The sequence below is a fragment of the Halomonas sp. ISL-56 genome, from assembly GCF_018612805.1.
Taxonomy (GTDB): domain Bacteria; phylum Pseudomonadota; class Gammaproteobacteria; order Pseudomonadales; family Halomonadaceae; genus Vreelandella.
The window spans coordinates 1-14,234 of the sequence record NZ_JAGGRO010000031.1 but is presented as its reverse complement, the minus strand read 5'-3'; the positions used below and the strand labels follow the sequence as shown (position 1 = coordinate 14,234).

Genomic DNA, 14,234 nt, shown 5'->3' with positions numbered 1-14,234 from the left:
GCTAACGTAGCTACTGGTGAGAGGGCAGTGCCCGGTGGCAGCAAACTTGGCCTTGATCATCAAAGACGATCCCACACTGGACGACCAATCGTGAGCGGAGGCGTTTTCGAGCACGAAGTAGACGCGCTTTGGTCGCGGGTAGGGTCAACCCATGGCGCTGGGCATAGTCGCTCTGCTTCACGCCGTTTATATCGCAGGCCGCCACAATATCAGCGTCTTCGTCAGCGCAGTGCGCCAGCGCCTGGGTGATACAAGCGGCAAGGCTCTCTAAGGGAAGTTGGGGCTCTGTGCTATCAGAAACGTATGTCGTTTCGATCTTGGTATCTAGCGGTGGGGACTCCGGCCTTGGGCGTCGCAACTCATCAATCCACTCATTCTTGGCAACCTTATAAAGCCACGCTTTGGGTTCTGACAGTTGGCAAAACTGGGCGCGATGCGTCAGCGCTTTTACATAGACACGTTGCAAGATGTCATCGGCGGCGTCCCGGTTGTTGCATAGCGCCAAGAGGTAATAGCGCAGTGCCTGATGGTGACTGTTCCAAGCCTCTTCAATGCAGGGTAAGGCTTGAGTAGGAGAGGCTTGGGTCGATATGGCGTTTTTCCTCATGGATAGGTCACTTCGTCACCGTCCTCTTTGGTGAAGTGTGTGATCGGTTGTTCCAGAAGCGCTAATACTTGCTCGGAGGGGCGGCATAAGCGGGTACCCTTATTTGTTACCACAATGGGGCGATTAATCAGAATCGGGTGGGCCATCATGGCGTCGATAAGCTGGTCATTGTTGAGTGATGGATCATCCAGTTCTAACTCGTCATAGGGAGTGCCTTTGCGCCGCAGCAGTTCCCGGGGTGATAGCTGCATCATCGCCAGCAGCTCGACCAGCTTTTCGCGGCTGGGCGGTGTTTCCAAATAATAGATCACCTCCGGCGATTCGCCAGAGGCTTCGATCATCGCCAGCGTATTGCGCGACGTACCGCAGTTGGGGTTGTGGTAAATGGTGACGGGCATGGTGACCTCGAGATCGGTTTAGCTGTTTTCACTGCCGGGCGCGTTGCGCTGCGAGGGCGCAGTTTTAAAAGCGGGCGATACTTTCGTTGGGTCAACTTGGCTTTTATAGCTAGCCGCTGCCTCTGCCCACCACATCAATTGGCCTAAAGTGCGGCCAAAATAACCTTCCCAGCGTTCCTGATCCTGGGCAAAGTGGCCGTCTTCGTTAAGCGCTTCCTGGGCTTTGGGTACGTGTACCATAGCCGATACCGGCAGGCAGCCCAGCTCCGAGAGGAACGCGCGCATGGCTACGGCGGCACGCACGCCACCCCACTGACCCATTGAGTAGGTGACGATGGCGCTGGGTTTAAACGCAAACAGTGAGGCGCCGAAGTGATTAAGCAGGTGGCTTAGCGCCGGGCTCATGGAGTGGTTGTACTCAGGACTGACCATCACGAAACCATCGGCGTTGGTAATTTTGTCAGCAAGCTTTGCTAAATCCTCCGGCGCATCGTTTTTTGGGTAAGCAAAATGCGGCTTAAACGGATCGCTCAAGTTTAGCGCCAGCGGGTCAATAATCTCAGCCGTTGTCTGCGGTAACGATGAAAGCAAACGCTCGCAGGCCTTTGCTACCCGCTCGCCGAGGCGAGCCGGGGAGGGCGGTGTGCTGGTGCGGGTGGAGCCTAGAAATATTAAATAGTGGGCCATAGCGTTGACTCCTTATTGAGCTTCTGCCGGAAAGTGATGGCGGGTTTTATTGGCAATTCTGACCAGCGCAAGCATCAGTGGCACTTCGACCAAAACGCCTACCACCGTCGCCAGTGCTGCGCCTGACTGCAGACCAAAGAGCGCAATCGCCGCTGCGACAGCCAGTTCGAAGAAATTACTGGCCCCTACCATAGCGCCTGGGGCGGCAACGTTGTGCGGCACGCGCCACGCTTTCGCCCAGCCGTAGGCAATAAAAAAGATCAAAAAGGTTTGAATAATCAGCGGTATCGCGATTAACACGATATGCAACGGATTATTCAGAATCACCTCGCCCTGGAAGGCAAACAGCAGCACCAGGGTAATGATCAAACCAATCGGGGTGATCGGGCCGACGCGCTTCATAAAGACGTTGTCATACCACTCGGCGCCGCGTTTTTTGATCAGGATTTGGCGGGTGATATAGCCTGCCGCCAGGGGAATCACAATATACAGCACCACTGATAGGGCGACGGTGTCCCAGGGCACCTGAATATTGGAGACACCCAGCAGGAAGATCACGATGGGGGCAAACGCAAAGAGCATAATCAGATCGTTAAGTGCCACTTGTACCAGCGTGTAGGCAGCGTCGCCGCGGGTTAAGTAGCTCCACACGAATACCATGGCGGTACATGGCGCGGCGCCGAGCAGAATTGCACCCGCTAAGTACTGGCTGGCTAGCTCGGCGGGAATCAACGGCCGAAAGATCACCATCAAGAACAGCCAGGCAATGGCGAACATAGTGAAAGGCTTGATTAGCCAGTTAACCGTGGTGGTAATAATCAGACCCTTTGGCTGACGTCGAACCCCCAGCAGAGAAGTGAAATCGATTTGCGCCATCATGGGGAATATCATCGCCCAGATGAGTATCGCCACCGGAATCGATACCTGCGCCACTTCAAAGCGCGACAGGGTTTCTGGTACCGCCGGGATAAATTGCCCGACCAAGATGCCCACCACAATGGCAAGCGCTACCCAAACCGAGAGGTAGCGCTCAAAGACGCCCATGCCTTCGGCGGTGGAGGGTGATGCGTTATCTTGCAGTGCTGACATGTGATGCTCCTAATTAGATGGCGCGTTGATTAACCCGCTTGGAGAGTTCTTCCGCGCTCTCTTTACGTTCCGAATAACGATCGGTGAGCAACTCGCTGCGGTCACGCACCAGCAGGGTGAATTTCACCAGCTCTTCCATCACATCGACGATGCGGTCATAGAAAGGGGACGCTTTCATGCGGTCGTTATCATCAAACTCCATAAAGGCTTTGGGCACGGACGATTGATTAGGGATCGTCAGCATGCGCATCCATCGGCCCAAAATACGCAGTTGGTTGACGGTGTTGAAGGACTGCGAACCGCCGCATACCTGCATTACCGCTAACGTCTTGCCCTGAGTTGGGCGCACGCCACCCAGGGCAAGTGGGATCCAGTCTATCTGCGCTTTCATGATGCCGGTCATCGCGCCGTGGCGTTCGGGTGAACACCACACCATCCCTTCGGCCCACTGGGCTAACGAGCGCAGCTCGTCAACTTTGGGGTGGCTGGCATCTTCTGCATCCGGCAGCGGCAATCCTCTAGGATCAAAGATGCGTGTCTCGGCGCCCATGGCATTAAGTAAGCGCGCGGCTTCTTCAACCGCCAGACGGCTGAAGGAGCGTTCCCGCAGGGAGCCATATAGCAGCAATATTTTAGGCGCGTGTTCGGTGCGTTGTGGGATACCCAGCCGCTCGCAGCTGGGTGGCTCAAAGAGTTCAGCGTCTATGTTGGGTAAATCTTCGAGTTGGGACATTAGGTTCTGCCTGTTCAAGCAATGGTCGGTTAGTTGTTCCATGATATATGTTTTACCGTATATTTCCAGCGCAGCCTGCCAACTGCAACAATGCCGTCATGATCCCAGCGTAAATTGATAGCCATCAATCAAATAAGAGGCTGTTTATTTATGTCAAAGCGCCGCGTGTTATTTCTCTGCAATGCGAATTCTGCACGGTCGTTGATGGGAGAGGCGCTGCTTCGCCATTTGGCGGGTGATCGTTTTGAAGCATTTAGTGCCGGTTCTGAACCGGATGAACCCCATGCATTGACCCTTGAAGCGTTGCGCAAGCAGGGGCTGCCCACCGAAGGCTTGCGCAGTAAGTCGTTGGATGAGTTTGAAAGCGAAGCCTTCGATTTTGTCATTGTGCTGTGCGACAAGGCCCAGCAAGCCTGCCGCGACTGGCAAGGTAAGTCGGGTGAGGTGTTGTTCTGGGATATTCGTGACCCTCGCCTGATTGGCAAGTCTGATGCTTATGAGCAGGCGTTGTTAGAGATTCGTCGGCGCCTGCAGCTCTGGCTGCCCCTCCACAAGTCTGATTAATTTTATTGAAAGGGGCGGGTCGAGATGAAATGGATCAATAACTTAAGCGTTAAGGCAAGCTGGACGCTTGTGCTAGTTGCGTTCAGTGGTTTGGTGCTCGTTATTGGAGCGCTGGGCCTGTTCGCCAACCATTTTGGTCGTGAGGCATTCACGTCGCTTCATGAAAGGGATATGGCACAAATTAGCAATCTGGATAGCGCCTACTCACAGTTACTGCGTGCGCGAATTCAAATGAACCGTGCTGCGGAGTTAATTCGTACCCCTTCGTTTGATCGCCCCGAACCGCTTATGGAAGAGGCTCAGAGTTTACTTGATGAGGCATCTGAGCATTTCAATCGATTTACCTCTAGTAGTTTTGATCAAGATCAGCAGGCGCTGGTTGATCAGTTAGCCGCTAACTATCGATCTTTCTTTAATAATAATCTCAGTCTACAGATGATGATGCTTGAAGAGCGCGATGTGCCTGGTTTTCTTTCGGGTGAGTCGCGGGTAGATGATAGCAGTGAACGGTTTGTAGAAAGCGCCGAGGCTTTTTTTAGCGCTTCCACCCAGCGGGGTAACAACTTACTTTTGCGCTTTGAGCAAGTCTCATCGCTGCTTTTTTGGGGCGTGATAGCGGCACTGGGCGCTGCGTTGCTGGTAGTGACGGTTGTGGTATGGGGCGTGCGTAAGAACGTGCTTCGACCATTGAAGACGATCACCGGGCACTTCCAGCGCATTGCTAACGGTAACTTGTCAGCGCCGGTAACGGCGCACTCATCAAATGAAATTGGTCAGCTATTTAGTGAGTTGGAAAAGATGCAGCACTCTTTGACGGCCACGGTGAATCGACTTAATGCGAGCAGCCAGCAGGTATACAGTAACAGCCAGGAGATGACCGAGCAGAACCAGATTCTGGCGAGCCAAACCGACACTCAAGTATCAGCCTTGCAGCAAATGGCGGCGAGCTTGGAACAGCTAACCGCCACGGTGAATCAGAATGCTGAAAGTGCAGCGCATGTTAATCAGTCAACGGCTGATGTGTCTCAAAAAGCGCAGCAGGGTGATGAGGTGATTAGCCAGTTTATCGCCACTATGGAAGCGATCAATAATCACTCCGAAGAGATTCAAAGCATCATTCGTATGATTGAAAGCATTGCCTTCCAAACCAATATTTTAGCGCTCAATGCCTCGGTTGAGGCGGCGCGTGCCGGAGAGCACGGGCGTGGATTCGCGGTGGTGGCTAATGAAGTGCGTGCGCTGGCAACCCGCAGTGCCAGTGCCGCCAGTGAGATCCGGACGCGTATCGAAGCATCGAGTGCAAGCGTCCAGCAAGGTAGCGTGTTGTCACAACAGGCCGGTGAACATACTCGGGCAATTATGCAGGCAGCGAGTAATGTGGATACGCTAATGACGCAAATCACCCATGCGTCTGAGGAGCAGCGGCGAGGCATTGAAGAGGTCAACCTAGCGGTTGCCCAGATCGATACCACTACCCAGGACACCATGCGTTTAGTTAATCAGGCAGCCCAGAGCGCAGAGGTGTTGTCCCAGGAAGCCTTGCAGATGCGTGAGTATGCTGGCCAATTCAGCGTGGTCGAAAAAGATCCTAGATCAAATCTAGCTGACGTCAGTGAAGAGCACGCCGAATATCCTGAATGGGAGCAGCTTAGCCACCAAGACGTTGCCTTGGCTGATGCCCAAACTCGTCGTCAAACGAGTTTATTGGCCTCCGCTTAGCGTTCTGGATTAGGGAATTTGCTTTACTCATTGGCTTACAGCGCTATCATGCGATTTTCTCTGAGCATCATGTAGCATGTTGGTAACCAAGAGGGCACTGGCCCCCGTCAGTTTATTTATTCAGCGTTTTCTGAACGACCCTATGCTGCTCGCAATGAGCGTGCTATGGGTCGTTTTGTGTTGGCTGGAACCTCAGTCACTTAGCGAGATGGCTGAACGGGTTCATTGGACGACCCTGGCGGTGTTGACGGGGCTGATGGTGCTCAGTAGAGCGTTAGAGCTAAGTGGCTATCTAGCCTTCTGGGGGCGTCGGCTATTAGCCCACTTGCGTGGCGAGCGTCGTCTGGCAGTTGGGCTGGTCATGTTTTCGGCGCTACTCTCGGCGGTGGTCACCAACGATGTGGCGCTGTTTATTGTGGTACCGCTGACGCTCAGCTTAGCTGCAGTGGCAACGCTACCCACCGCACGCTTGATTGTGTTTGAGGCGCTGGCGGTGAATGCAGGGTCGTCACTTAGTCCCATCGGTAATCCGCAAAACCTCTATTTATGGCAGCTTTCAGGCGTCAGCTTTGGTGAATTTTTAGCCATCATGCTGCCCTTGGGGGTAGGCTTGATGCTGCTGCTTTTACTGTTTATTCCCTTCGCTTTCCCGAAAGCTTCAATACGCTTGGATGCAGTCGCCGCTGGGCAAACGGTGCGGCGAAAAATGCCCCTCTGGACTGCGTTAATTGGTTATCCGCTGTTTTTAATGGCGGTTGAAATGGGCTGGGCGGCTCCGGCAATGGCAGGCGTTCTGCTGGTGATGTTGATCGTGGCGCGCCGTGCCGTGTTCAGTATCGATTGGCTGCTGTTAGTCGTATTTGTCTTAATGTTTGTCAATTTGAGTGTGATCGGTGAGTTGAGCGTCGTTCAGCAGGCGATGAACGCAATGAGTCAATGGCCGGGTGGAGATACCAGTGTTGGCGTGCTGCTCTCACAGATTTTATCCAACGTACCGGCAACCCTGGTTCTTGCCCAGCAGAGTGAGTGGGAGCCGCTCGCCTGGGGTGTCAGCGTGGGTGGTTTTGGATTAGTGATTGGCTCGATGGCTAATTTAATCGCGCTGCGATTAGCTCGCCAGCCGGGGATGCTGATGGAGTTTCATCGCTGGTCGCTTCCAATGCTGGGGCTAGGTTGGTTGTTTGCCGCTGTTTGGCTAAGTCGTAGCTAGACGCCCTGGCGGAGTAATAGTGCCAGGGCGTTTGCCATATAAGAGATGTCATCAAAGATCGCAATCAGTCGATGAGCTCGACGGCCACTGCCGTTGCTTCGCCGCCGCCAATGCATAAGCTAGCAATGCCGCGTTTGCCGCCTTTAGTGCGCAGGGCGTGAATCAGTGTGGCGATAATGCGCGAGCCGGTAGAGCCTATCGGGTGGCCTTGGGCGCAGGCGCCGCCAAACACATTGACCTTGTCATGGGGGAGCCCTAAATCATCCATGGCCATCAGTGTCACAACCGCGAAGGCTTCGTTAATTTCGAATAGATCGACGTCATTCACGCCCCAGCCGAGCTTTTTCATCAGCTTTTCAATCGAACCCACCGGCGCGATGGTGAACTCGCTAGGGTGGCGAGAGTGCGTCGAGTGACCCAGCATGCGCGCAAGTGGCTTAATACCGTGCTGATCGGCTGCTTCTTGGCTAGCCAAAATAAGCGCCGAAGCACCATCAGAAATCGAGCTGGCATTGGCGGCGGTAATCGTTCCGTCTTTGGCGAAAGCGGGGCGCAGCTGGCGAATTTTATCGAGTTTGGCTTGGAAGGGCTGTTCATCATGCTCGACCAGGGTTTCGCCCTGGCGAGAGGTGACCATCACCGGTGCCATCTCTGCGCCTAGGTGGCCCGCGTTGGTGGCAGCCATGGCGCGCTCGAGGGAGGCAATGGCAAAGTCATCCAGACGCTCGCGGGTATAACCGCGAGCCGAGGCGACATCCTGAGCAAACACCCCCATTAGTTTGCCCGTTTCGGCATCTTCCAGCCCATCTAAAAACATATGGTCTTTCAGCTCGCCGTGCCCCAATCGATAGCCGCCGCGTGCCTTAGTCAGCACGTGGGGGGCGTTAGACATGGATTCCATGCCGCCAGCCAGCAGAACAGCGCCGCTGCCTGCCTTGATTAAATCGTGGGCAAGCATCGTCGCTTTCATGCCCGAGCCGCACAGCTTATTGATCGTCGTGGCGCCATTGGCATCGGGAATGCCCGCCTGTCGCATTGCCTGACGTGCTGGGCCCTGTTTAACGCCTGCAGGCAGTACGCAGCCCATAATGCCCTCGCTGATAGCGGCAGGGTCTATGCCTGACGCTTCAATTGCTGCTTTGATGGCGACCGCACCAAGCTCGGGTGCTGTCATGCTCGCCAGACTGCCCATCATGCCGCCCATCGGCGTGCGTTTGGCGGCTACAAATACCACATCGGTGGGGTTACTCATGGCCAATCTCCTTCAGTTTTGTTGTGATTATCTTGCCAAGTAGTCGGTGATACGTTGACCCGTAGACAGTGCTGTGGTTCTCTCCTGAGTAACCAAGCAAGCGCTAGTGTGAGTGACATGAATGTAATGAATGCATCCCCTCGTCGCAAGGAATTGACGCGCCTCGCCGCTCAGCTATTCGTCCAAGAGGGCTTTGACCGCACGACGGTGCGTATGCTGGCGCAGGAAATGGGCATTAAGTCCGGCAGCTTGTTTCACCATTTTAAAGATAAGCAGGAAATCCTCGCCGCGGTTATCGAAGAGGGCACCCAAAATGCCTTGGCGATAGCCCACAAAGCCCTCGCTGAGTGTGCTGACGAGCCTGAGATGCGGTTGCGTGCCATGGCCCGTGCTCATCTCGAAACGCTATTTACCGACCGCAATGCCCATGTGGTGGCGCTTTTCGAATGGCGTCGCCTTGATCCTGCGGCGAGTGCTCATTTGAGCCATCTACGCGATGCTTATGAGGCGCTTTGGGTCGCTGTTATTGATGATGCGTTGGAAGCCGGGTTGATCCATGGTGACCGCTTTCTTGTCTCGCGATTTGTCCTGGGGGCGCTCAACTGGACGGTTCGCTGGTATGATCCCAACGGCCCACGTTCGCCTGATGACCTCGCTGATGAGCTTGTTGCCATGATTATGCCTACCTCTGCTTGATGCCTTGATAACAGAGACTTCGACTAACGTCTAGCGCGACAATTTATAACAGTGCTTGCTCTCTGCGCCGATTGCTTTTAGCGTTGCTATTATCTTTAAGCTTACGTTAACGTCAACGGATAAATATAACAATACTGCTTGTGCCTATTCTTACTACGAGCTCATTTCCAATAACACAAGAGAGCCATCATGACAGCGACATTACAATCACTGACCGACTATCACCACTACCTCAATGATTTTTCCGTAGATAGCGTAATTGCTCGTCTGGATGATCACCAGGACGGCTTGCTGAATGCCTATGAAGCCTGCTGTGGGCGCCATGTGCGCGAGGGGCGCGGCGAGGTGCTGGCGCTGGTGCAGGAAGACATCGAAGGCAACATGCATACCCTGACCTACGCCGAGCTGGATGAGCAGAGTGCGAAGTTAGCGGGATGGTTTGTATCCCAAGGGTTGGGTAAAGGCGACCGCATTGCCTGCATGCTGCCGCGGTCACCACAATTATTGATTGCAGTGCTCGCCACATGGCGTATTGGCGCGGTTTATCAGCCGCTGTTTACTGCTTTTGGGCCTGATGCAGTGGACTATCGATTGGGGCGAGCGGATACCAAGCTAGTGATTACCGATCACGCTAATCGCTATAAGTTTGATGGCCTCAGCCAGTGCCCGCCGGTTCTGGCCGTAGGTGGCGCGACAAGCGAGCATGCTGAAGATCATGATTGGCAAGCAGCGTTGACGTACACGTCAATGAGTGACAAGCCACCAAGGCTTCCCCCTGAAGCGCCGTTTTTGCAAATGTTCACCTCCGGTACCGTGGGCAAGCCTAAAGGCGTCGCCGTACCGTTGGCGGGTATGACCGCCTTTGCGATCTATATGGAGCTGGCCATTGATCTGCGTGATGACGACCGTTTCTGGAATATGGCCGATCCAGGCTGGGCATATGGCCTCTATTATGCGATTACCGGGCCGCTACTACTCGGCGTGACCACGCATTTCTGTGAGGCGGGCTTTAGTGCCGAAGGCGCGCTGGCGTTTATGAAGCGCCATCGCATTACTAATTTTGCCGCGGCGCCGACGGCTTACCGATTGATGAAGGCATCAGGCCTGTTTGATAACGCCCATGAAACGCTTGAGCTGCGTGCGGCTAGTTCGGCGGGTGAGCCTTTAAACACGGAGGTAGTGACTTGGGTTGAGAAGTCGCTGGGCTGTCCGGTTATGGATCATTACGGTCAAACTGAAACCGGAATGACGTGCAATAATCACCATTCCCTTGATCACCTCAAGCATGTGGGCGCGATGGGCGTTCCGATGCCGGGTTATCGGCTGGCGATTTTGGATGCGGAGTATAAAGAGCTGCCTGCTGGAGAGCCGGGTGTTCTTGCTGTGGATATCAAAAATTCACCAGCGCACTTCTTCCAGGGCTATACCTGGCAAGAGAAAAACCCCTTTGTAGAGGGTTATTACCTGACCGGCGATGTGGTGATTCGTAACGAAGACGGCACCTTTCAATTTGCCGGGCGTGACGACGATATTATTACCACGGCGGGTTATCGCGTCGGGCCAACGGATGTCGAGAACAGTGTGATGACACACCCTGCAGTGGCTGAATCGGCAGCCGTGGGGCAGCCGGACGAGATTCGCGGCGAGGTGATCAAATCGTATATCGTGCTGCGCGAAGGCTATGAGGCGAGTGACGAGCTGGCTGATGAGATTAAGCAGCGGGTGCGCGAGCGGCTATCAACCCATGCTTTCCCGCGCATTATTGAGTTTGTCGATGAGCTGCCTAAAACCCCCAGCGGTAAGATTCAGCGCTTTAAATTGCGCGCCCAGGCGGTAGAAGATGCCAAGACAAGCGACTAATTCAACGTCTAGTGACAGCGATTAAAGGGAATACGGTTATGCAGGTTAAGGATAGTACGTTTTTAATTACCGGTGCCGCTTCGGGGCTAGGGGCTGCAACCGCTGAGCGATTAGTTGCCGCAGGTGCTCGCGTGGTTTTATGCGACCTAAACGATAGTGTCAAAACCCATGCTGAGCAGTTGGGAGAACAAGCTCAAGCGTGTCTGGCGGACATCACCTCAGCTGAACAAATGCAGCAGGCTGTCGATAAAGCGGTAGCGATGGGTGGCGAGCGTGGGCTTTCGGGGGTGGTCCACTGTGCTGGCGTAGTTAGCGTGGCCAAGCTGGTGGATCGAGAGGGGAATCCGGCAGATTTAGATAGCTACGCTAAAACGATCAATATCAACCTGATCGGCACTTTTAACGTTATGCGTCTCGCGGCTTCCGCGATGGCTAGAAATGCGCCTAATGAGAGTGGTGAGCGTGGGGTGATTATTAATACCGCTTCTATCGCCGCTTTTGATGGTCAGGTAGGGCAGTGTGCTTACAGTGCTTCTAAAGCGGGCGTTGTAGGGATGAGCCTTCCTGCCGCCCGTGAGTTATCGCGCCATGCTATTCGCGTCATGGCCATTGCCCCGGGTGTATTTGAAACGCCAATGATGAGTGAAATTCCCGACGAGGCTGCCCAGGCGCTAGCGGCCGCCGTGCCTTTTCCTAAGCGCTTGGGTAAGCCGGATGAATTTGCACAATTAGCCGAGCAGATTATTACCAACCCGATGCTGAACGGCGAGTTGATCCGTTTAGACGGCGGCATTCGCATGCAGTAAGTGATGGGTAAGTAGAAAGTGGGAAATATGATGACTCGCTGGCTTTTGGCTGGCGAGTTTTTTATTAATAGTGTTAGGGGATTATCGGTTGGGCGACCAAAGTTCTAGAGTGTTTTAAGGCTAAATTCAAACGCTCGCTTGACTCTGCGTGGTGCTCGCGCTAGTTTTCAAACATGTGTTTGAAAGTCTGCTGTCAAAATACTCTGATTGGCTTTCAACCCCTTATTTCAGGAGAGATGCGATGCCCAGCTATCAGGCCCCTATTCGTGATATGCGTTTCGTTATGGACGAAATGCTTGATTACCCCGCCCACTACGCGCGTCTACCCAGTGGTGACGATGCATCGCCGGATGTGGTGAGTGCAATTCTAGAAGAGGGCGCACGCTTCGCTCGTGACGTACTGCTGCCGATCAATCAGAGTGGTGATGAAGAAGGCTGCCTGTTAGAGGGGGGCGAAGTTAAAGCTCCTAACGGTTTTAAAGAGGCCTACCAGCAGTACGTAGAAGGCGGCTGGCCGAGCCTGGCAGCTGATCCTGCTCATGGTGGCCAGGGATTGCCGCCTTCATTGGCGATGCTGCTGTCGGAAATGATCTGTGCGACTAACCTGGCGTGGGGTATGTATCCAGGGCTTTCTCATGGCGCGGCCGATGCGCTGAAGCACCATGGCACCGACGAGCAAAAAGCCACGTACCTCACCAAGCTCGTTGAGGGGGTATGGACAGGCACCATGTGCCTAACTGAGTCGCACTGCGGTACTGACCTCGGTTTGATCAAAACGCGAGCGGTGCCTGCCGATGGCGACGCTTATGCAATTACCGGCACCAAAATCTTTATCTCTGCTGGTGAGCATAATCTGGCTGAAAATATCGTTCATTTGGTGTTGGCGAAGCTGCCGGATGCGCCGGAAGGCTCAAAAGGTATATCGCTGTTTGTAGTGCCTAAGTTCTTACCCGATGCCCAGGGTGATGTGGGAGAGCGCAACGGCGTCACCTGTGGATCGCTTGAGCACAAGATGGGTATTCACGGTAATGCCACCTGTGTGATGAACTTCGATGGCGCAACCGGTTATTTGGTAGGGCCGCCCAATAAAGGGCTGGCGTGCATGTTCACCATGATGAACGCAGCGCGTCTCGGCGTGGGCATTCAAGGGCTGGGTTTGATTGAAGCGAGTTTTCAGAATTCATTGAGTTATGCGCGTGACCGCCTACAGATGCGCGGCTTGTCGGGCAAGCAGGCGCCTGAAAAGCCCGCTGATCCGATTATCGTTCACCCCGATGTTCGTCGCATGCTGCTGACCCAGAAAGCCTTCGCCGAAGGCGGGCGTATGTTGGTGCTTTATGCCGCGCAAATGCTTGACGTGGTGGAGTATGGTGAGTCGGGTGAAGAGCGCGATCACGCTGAAACCCTGCTTGGCTTGCTAACGCCTATTGTTAAAGCTTTCCTGACCGAAGTGGGTTTTGAAAGTACCAACGAGGGCGTACAGATTTACGGCGGTCATGGCTTTATTAAAGAGTGGGGCATGGAGCAATTGGTACGCGATGCTCGCATTACTCGGCTTTATGAAGGTACTACCGGTATCCAGGCGCTTGATCTGCTGGGCCGTAAAGTACTCATGAGTCAGGGTGAATCGCTGAAGGTCTTCACCAAAGAGATCCATAAGTTCTGTAAAGCTGAAGCCGACAACCCTGCACTTAAAGAGTTTGTCGAGCCGCTGGCTAAGCTCAATGCAGAGTGGGGCGAGCTGACTATGGGTGTAGGCATGAAGGCAATGCAAGATCGCGAAGAAGTAGGCGCGGCGAGTGTTGATTACCTTATGTATTCGGGCTACGTCACGCTAGCATACTTATTTGCCCGCGCGGCCAAGCAGGCGTCTGCTTCGTTAGAAGGTGACGATAAGGCCTTCTATGCCGCTAAATTGAATACGGCTCGCTTCTATTACCAGCGATTATTACCGCGCACCAAGGCCCATGCCCAGATGATTCAATCAGGCGCTTCCAGTTTAATGGCTATCTCTAGTGAAGATTTTGGCCTGGGCTTTGAAATTTAATTAACGGCTAAGGTGTTAAAAGAGCACTCTCTGGTCAGGCGTTCTGATCGGTGGTTTGCGGCAGAAGGGCAACCTTCTGCCGCTTTTTTATACGCAATAACTTCTTTTACTTGCTATCTTGATAGTGAGGCCTTAAAGTACGCATCCGCTGCCGGGGACGCCAAGCGTTACCAGCGGTGCATGAGGTGTAAAAGCCTTGGTTTGTCAAGAGGTTAGAGCAGGCTGTATCGCTCGCCTCACTCGCTAAAAACAGCGATTGACAAACACCAGGAAATGCGTAGAATACGCCTTCCTCGCTGAGGCAAGCCAGTTCAACGGTTTGTAAGGTGGCTCAAGCAGTCATCGCAGCGAAACAGCTCTTTAACAATTTGATCAGGTAATTCATGTGGGCGCTTGCTGACGTTGGTGACAAATCACCAAATATCAAGGCAAGCGGTCATGACAATGTAAATTGAAATGAATTCGTTTGAACCTTGAGCCAAGTTTGATCCGCTTTTGCTGTTTTCGGCTAGTCCGTCGATAGCGAGTAAGGATCACAATGATATTAAACTGAAGAGTTTGATCAT

At 53.7% G+C, this 14,234-nt stretch carries 13 protein-coding genes; 7 read left to right on the top strand and 6 right to left on the bottom strand.

The window, feature by feature from the left end; genetic code table 11:
• Positions 1-10: 10 nt before the first annotated feature.
• The 5 genes from J7J49_RS21250 to arsH are packed head-to-tail and all read right to left on the bottom strand — an operon-like array spanning position 11 to position 3,514.
• The gene (locus J7J49_RS21250; RefSeq protein ID WP_215095507.1) at positions 11-607 is read right to left on the bottom strand and encodes an RNA polymerase sigma factor; all 597 of its coding nucleotides are present in this window, start codon (positions 605-607) and stop codon (positions 11-13) included.
• Entirely contained in the window at positions 604-1,005 is a 402-nt protein-coding gene (gene arsC, locus J7J49_RS21245; protein ID WP_215095505.1) for an arsenate reductase (glutaredoxin), read from the bottom strand. The genes J7J49_RS21250 and arsC overlap by 4 nt, the downstream gene beginning before the upstream one ends.
• Positions 1,006-1,023: 18 nt before the next feature.
• Positions 1,024-1,692 carry an NADPH-dependent FMN reductase gene (locus tag J7J49_RS21240; RefSeq protein WP_215095504.1) on the bottom strand — a complete coding sequence of 223 codons (669 nt, stop codon included), beginning with the start codon at positions 1,690-1,692 and terminating at the stop codon, positions 1,024-1,026.
• A 12-nt stretch (positions 1,693-1,704) separates the two neighbouring features.
• On the bottom strand, positions 1,705-2,781 hold the full coding sequence (arsB, locus tag J7J49_RS21235; protein ID WP_215095502.1) for an ACR3 family arsenite efflux transporter: 1,077 nt from the start codon (positions 2,779-2,781) through the stop codon (positions 1,705-1,707).
• Positions 2,782-2,794: 13 nt separating this feature from the next.
• Positions 2,795-3,514 (bottom strand): arsenical resistance protein ArsH, encoded by a 720-nt coding sequence (gene arsH, locus J7J49_RS21230; protein ID WP_215095479.1) that lies wholly within the window; start codon positions 3,512-3,514, stop codon positions 2,795-2,797.
• Between the two features lie 150 nt (positions 3,515-3,664).
• On the opposite strand from arsH, the gene J7J49_RS21225 reads away from it, so the two are divergent.
• The 3 genes from J7J49_RS21225 (at position 3,665) to J7J49_RS21215 (ending at position 7,007) form a co-directional block, all read left to right on the top strand.
• Positions 3,665-4,078, top strand: coding sequence for an arsenate reductase ArsC (locus tag J7J49_RS21225; RefSeq protein ID WP_215095477.1), 414 nt, complete (start codon positions 3,665-3,667; stop codon positions 4,076-4,078).
• 24 nt (positions 4,079-4,102) lie between these two features.
• Positions 4,103-5,797: a methyl-accepting chemotaxis protein gene (locus tag J7J49_RS21220; RefSeq protein WP_215095475.1), complete on the top strand. Its 1,695-nt coding sequence runs from the start codon at positions 4,103-4,105 to the stop codon at positions 5,795-5,797.
• 76 nt (positions 5,798-5,873) lie between these two features.
• Positions 5,874-7,007 (top strand): SLC13 family permease, encoded by a 1,134-nt coding sequence (locus tag J7J49_RS21215; RefSeq protein WP_215095472.1) that lies wholly within the window; start codon positions 5,874-5,876, stop codon positions 7,005-7,007.
• A gap of 64 nt (positions 7,008-7,071) precedes the next feature.
• Here J7J49_RS21215 and J7J49_RS21210 read toward each other — a convergent pair whose 3' ends face one another.
• Positions 7,072-8,259, bottom strand: coding sequence for an acetyl-CoA C-acyltransferase (locus J7J49_RS21210; RefSeq protein ID WP_215095471.1), 1,188 nt, complete (start codon positions 8,257-8,259; stop codon positions 7,072-7,074).
• Between the two features lie 126 nt (positions 8,260-8,385).
• Here J7J49_RS21210 and J7J49_RS21205 point away from each other — a divergent pair, with 126 nt between their 5' ends.
• From J7J49_RS21205 to J7J49_RS21190, 4 genes are all read left to right on the top strand, one after another.
• On the top strand, positions 8,386-8,955 hold the full coding sequence (locus J7J49_RS21205; protein WP_215095470.1) for a TetR/AcrR family transcriptional regulator: 570 nt from the start codon (positions 8,386-8,388) through the stop codon (positions 8,953-8,955).
• A 189-nt stretch (positions 8,956-9,144) separates the two neighbouring features.
• Positions 9,145-10,815: an AMP-binding protein gene (locus tag J7J49_RS21200; protein WP_215095468.1), complete on the top strand. Its 1,671-nt coding sequence runs from the start codon at positions 9,145-9,147 to the stop codon at positions 10,813-10,815.
• 38 nt (positions 10,816-10,853) lie between these two features.
• Positions 10,854-11,621 (top strand): SDR family NAD(P)-dependent oxidoreductase, encoded by a 768-nt coding sequence (locus tag J7J49_RS21195; RefSeq protein WP_215095466.1) that lies wholly within the window; start codon positions 10,854-10,856, stop codon positions 11,619-11,621.
• Positions 11,622-11,862: 241 nt separating this feature from the next.
• Positions 11,863-13,668 (top strand): acyl-CoA dehydrogenase C-terminal domain-containing protein, encoded by a 1,806-nt coding sequence (locus J7J49_RS21190; protein ID WP_215095464.1) that lies wholly within the window; start codon positions 11,863-11,865, stop codon positions 13,666-13,668.
• The last annotated feature ends 566 nt before the right edge of the window (positions 13,669-14,234 follow it).

What these genes read in the sequence shown, in the direction of transcription:
- J7J49_RS21210 (WP_215095471.1), bottom strand. Translation starts at nt 8,259, where the DNA reads ATGAGTAACCCCACCGATGTGGTATTTGTAGCCGCCAAACGCACGCCG.
- J7J49_RS21195 (WP_215095466.1), top strand. Translation starts at nt 10,854, where the DNA reads ATGCAGGTTAAGGATAGTACGTTTTTAATTACCGGTGCCGCTTCGGGG.
- J7J49_RS21200 (WP_215095468.1), top strand. Translation starts at nt 9,145, where the DNA reads ATGACAGCGACATTACAATCACTGACCGACTATCACCACTACCTCAAT.
- J7J49_RS21190 (WP_215095464.1), top strand. Translation starts at nt 11,863, where the DNA reads ATGCCCAGCTATCAGGCCCCTATTCGTGATATGCGTTTCGTTATGGAC.
- arsC (WP_215095505.1), bottom strand. Translation starts at nt 1,005, where the DNA reads ATGCCCGTCACCATTTACCACAACCCCAACTGCGGTACGTCGCGCAAT.
- J7J49_RS21205 (WP_215095470.1), top strand. Translation starts at nt 8,386, where the DNA reads ATGAATGCATCCCCTCGTCGCAAGGAATTGACGCGCCTCGCCGCTCAG.
- J7J49_RS21250 (WP_215095507.1), bottom strand. Translation starts at nt 607, where the DNA reads ATGAGGAAAAACGCCATATCGACCCAAGCCTCTCCTACTCAAGCCTTA.
- J7J49_RS21225 (WP_215095477.1), top strand. Translation starts at nt 3,665, where the DNA reads ATGTCAAAGCGCCGCGTGTTATTTCTCTGCAATGCGAATTCTGCACGG.
- J7J49_RS21240 (WP_215095504.1), bottom strand. Translation starts at nt 1,692, where the DNA reads ATGGCCCACTATTTAATATTTCTAGGCTCCACCCGCACCAGCACACCG.
- arsB (WP_215095502.1), bottom strand. Translation starts at nt 2,781, where the DNA reads ATGTCAGCACTGCAAGATAACGCATCACCCTCCACCGCCGAAGGCATG.
- J7J49_RS21215 (WP_215095472.1), top strand. Translation starts at nt 5,874, where the DNA reads ATGTTGGTAACCAAGAGGGCACTGGCCCCCGTCAGTTTATTTATTCAG.
- J7J49_RS21220 (WP_215095475.1), top strand. Translation starts at nt 4,103, where the DNA reads ATGAAATGGATCAATAACTTAAGCGTTAAGGCAAGCTGGACGCTTGTG.
- arsH (WP_215095479.1), bottom strand. Translation starts at nt 3,514, where the DNA reads ATGTCCCAACTCGAAGATTTACCCAACATAGACGCTGAACTCTTTGAG.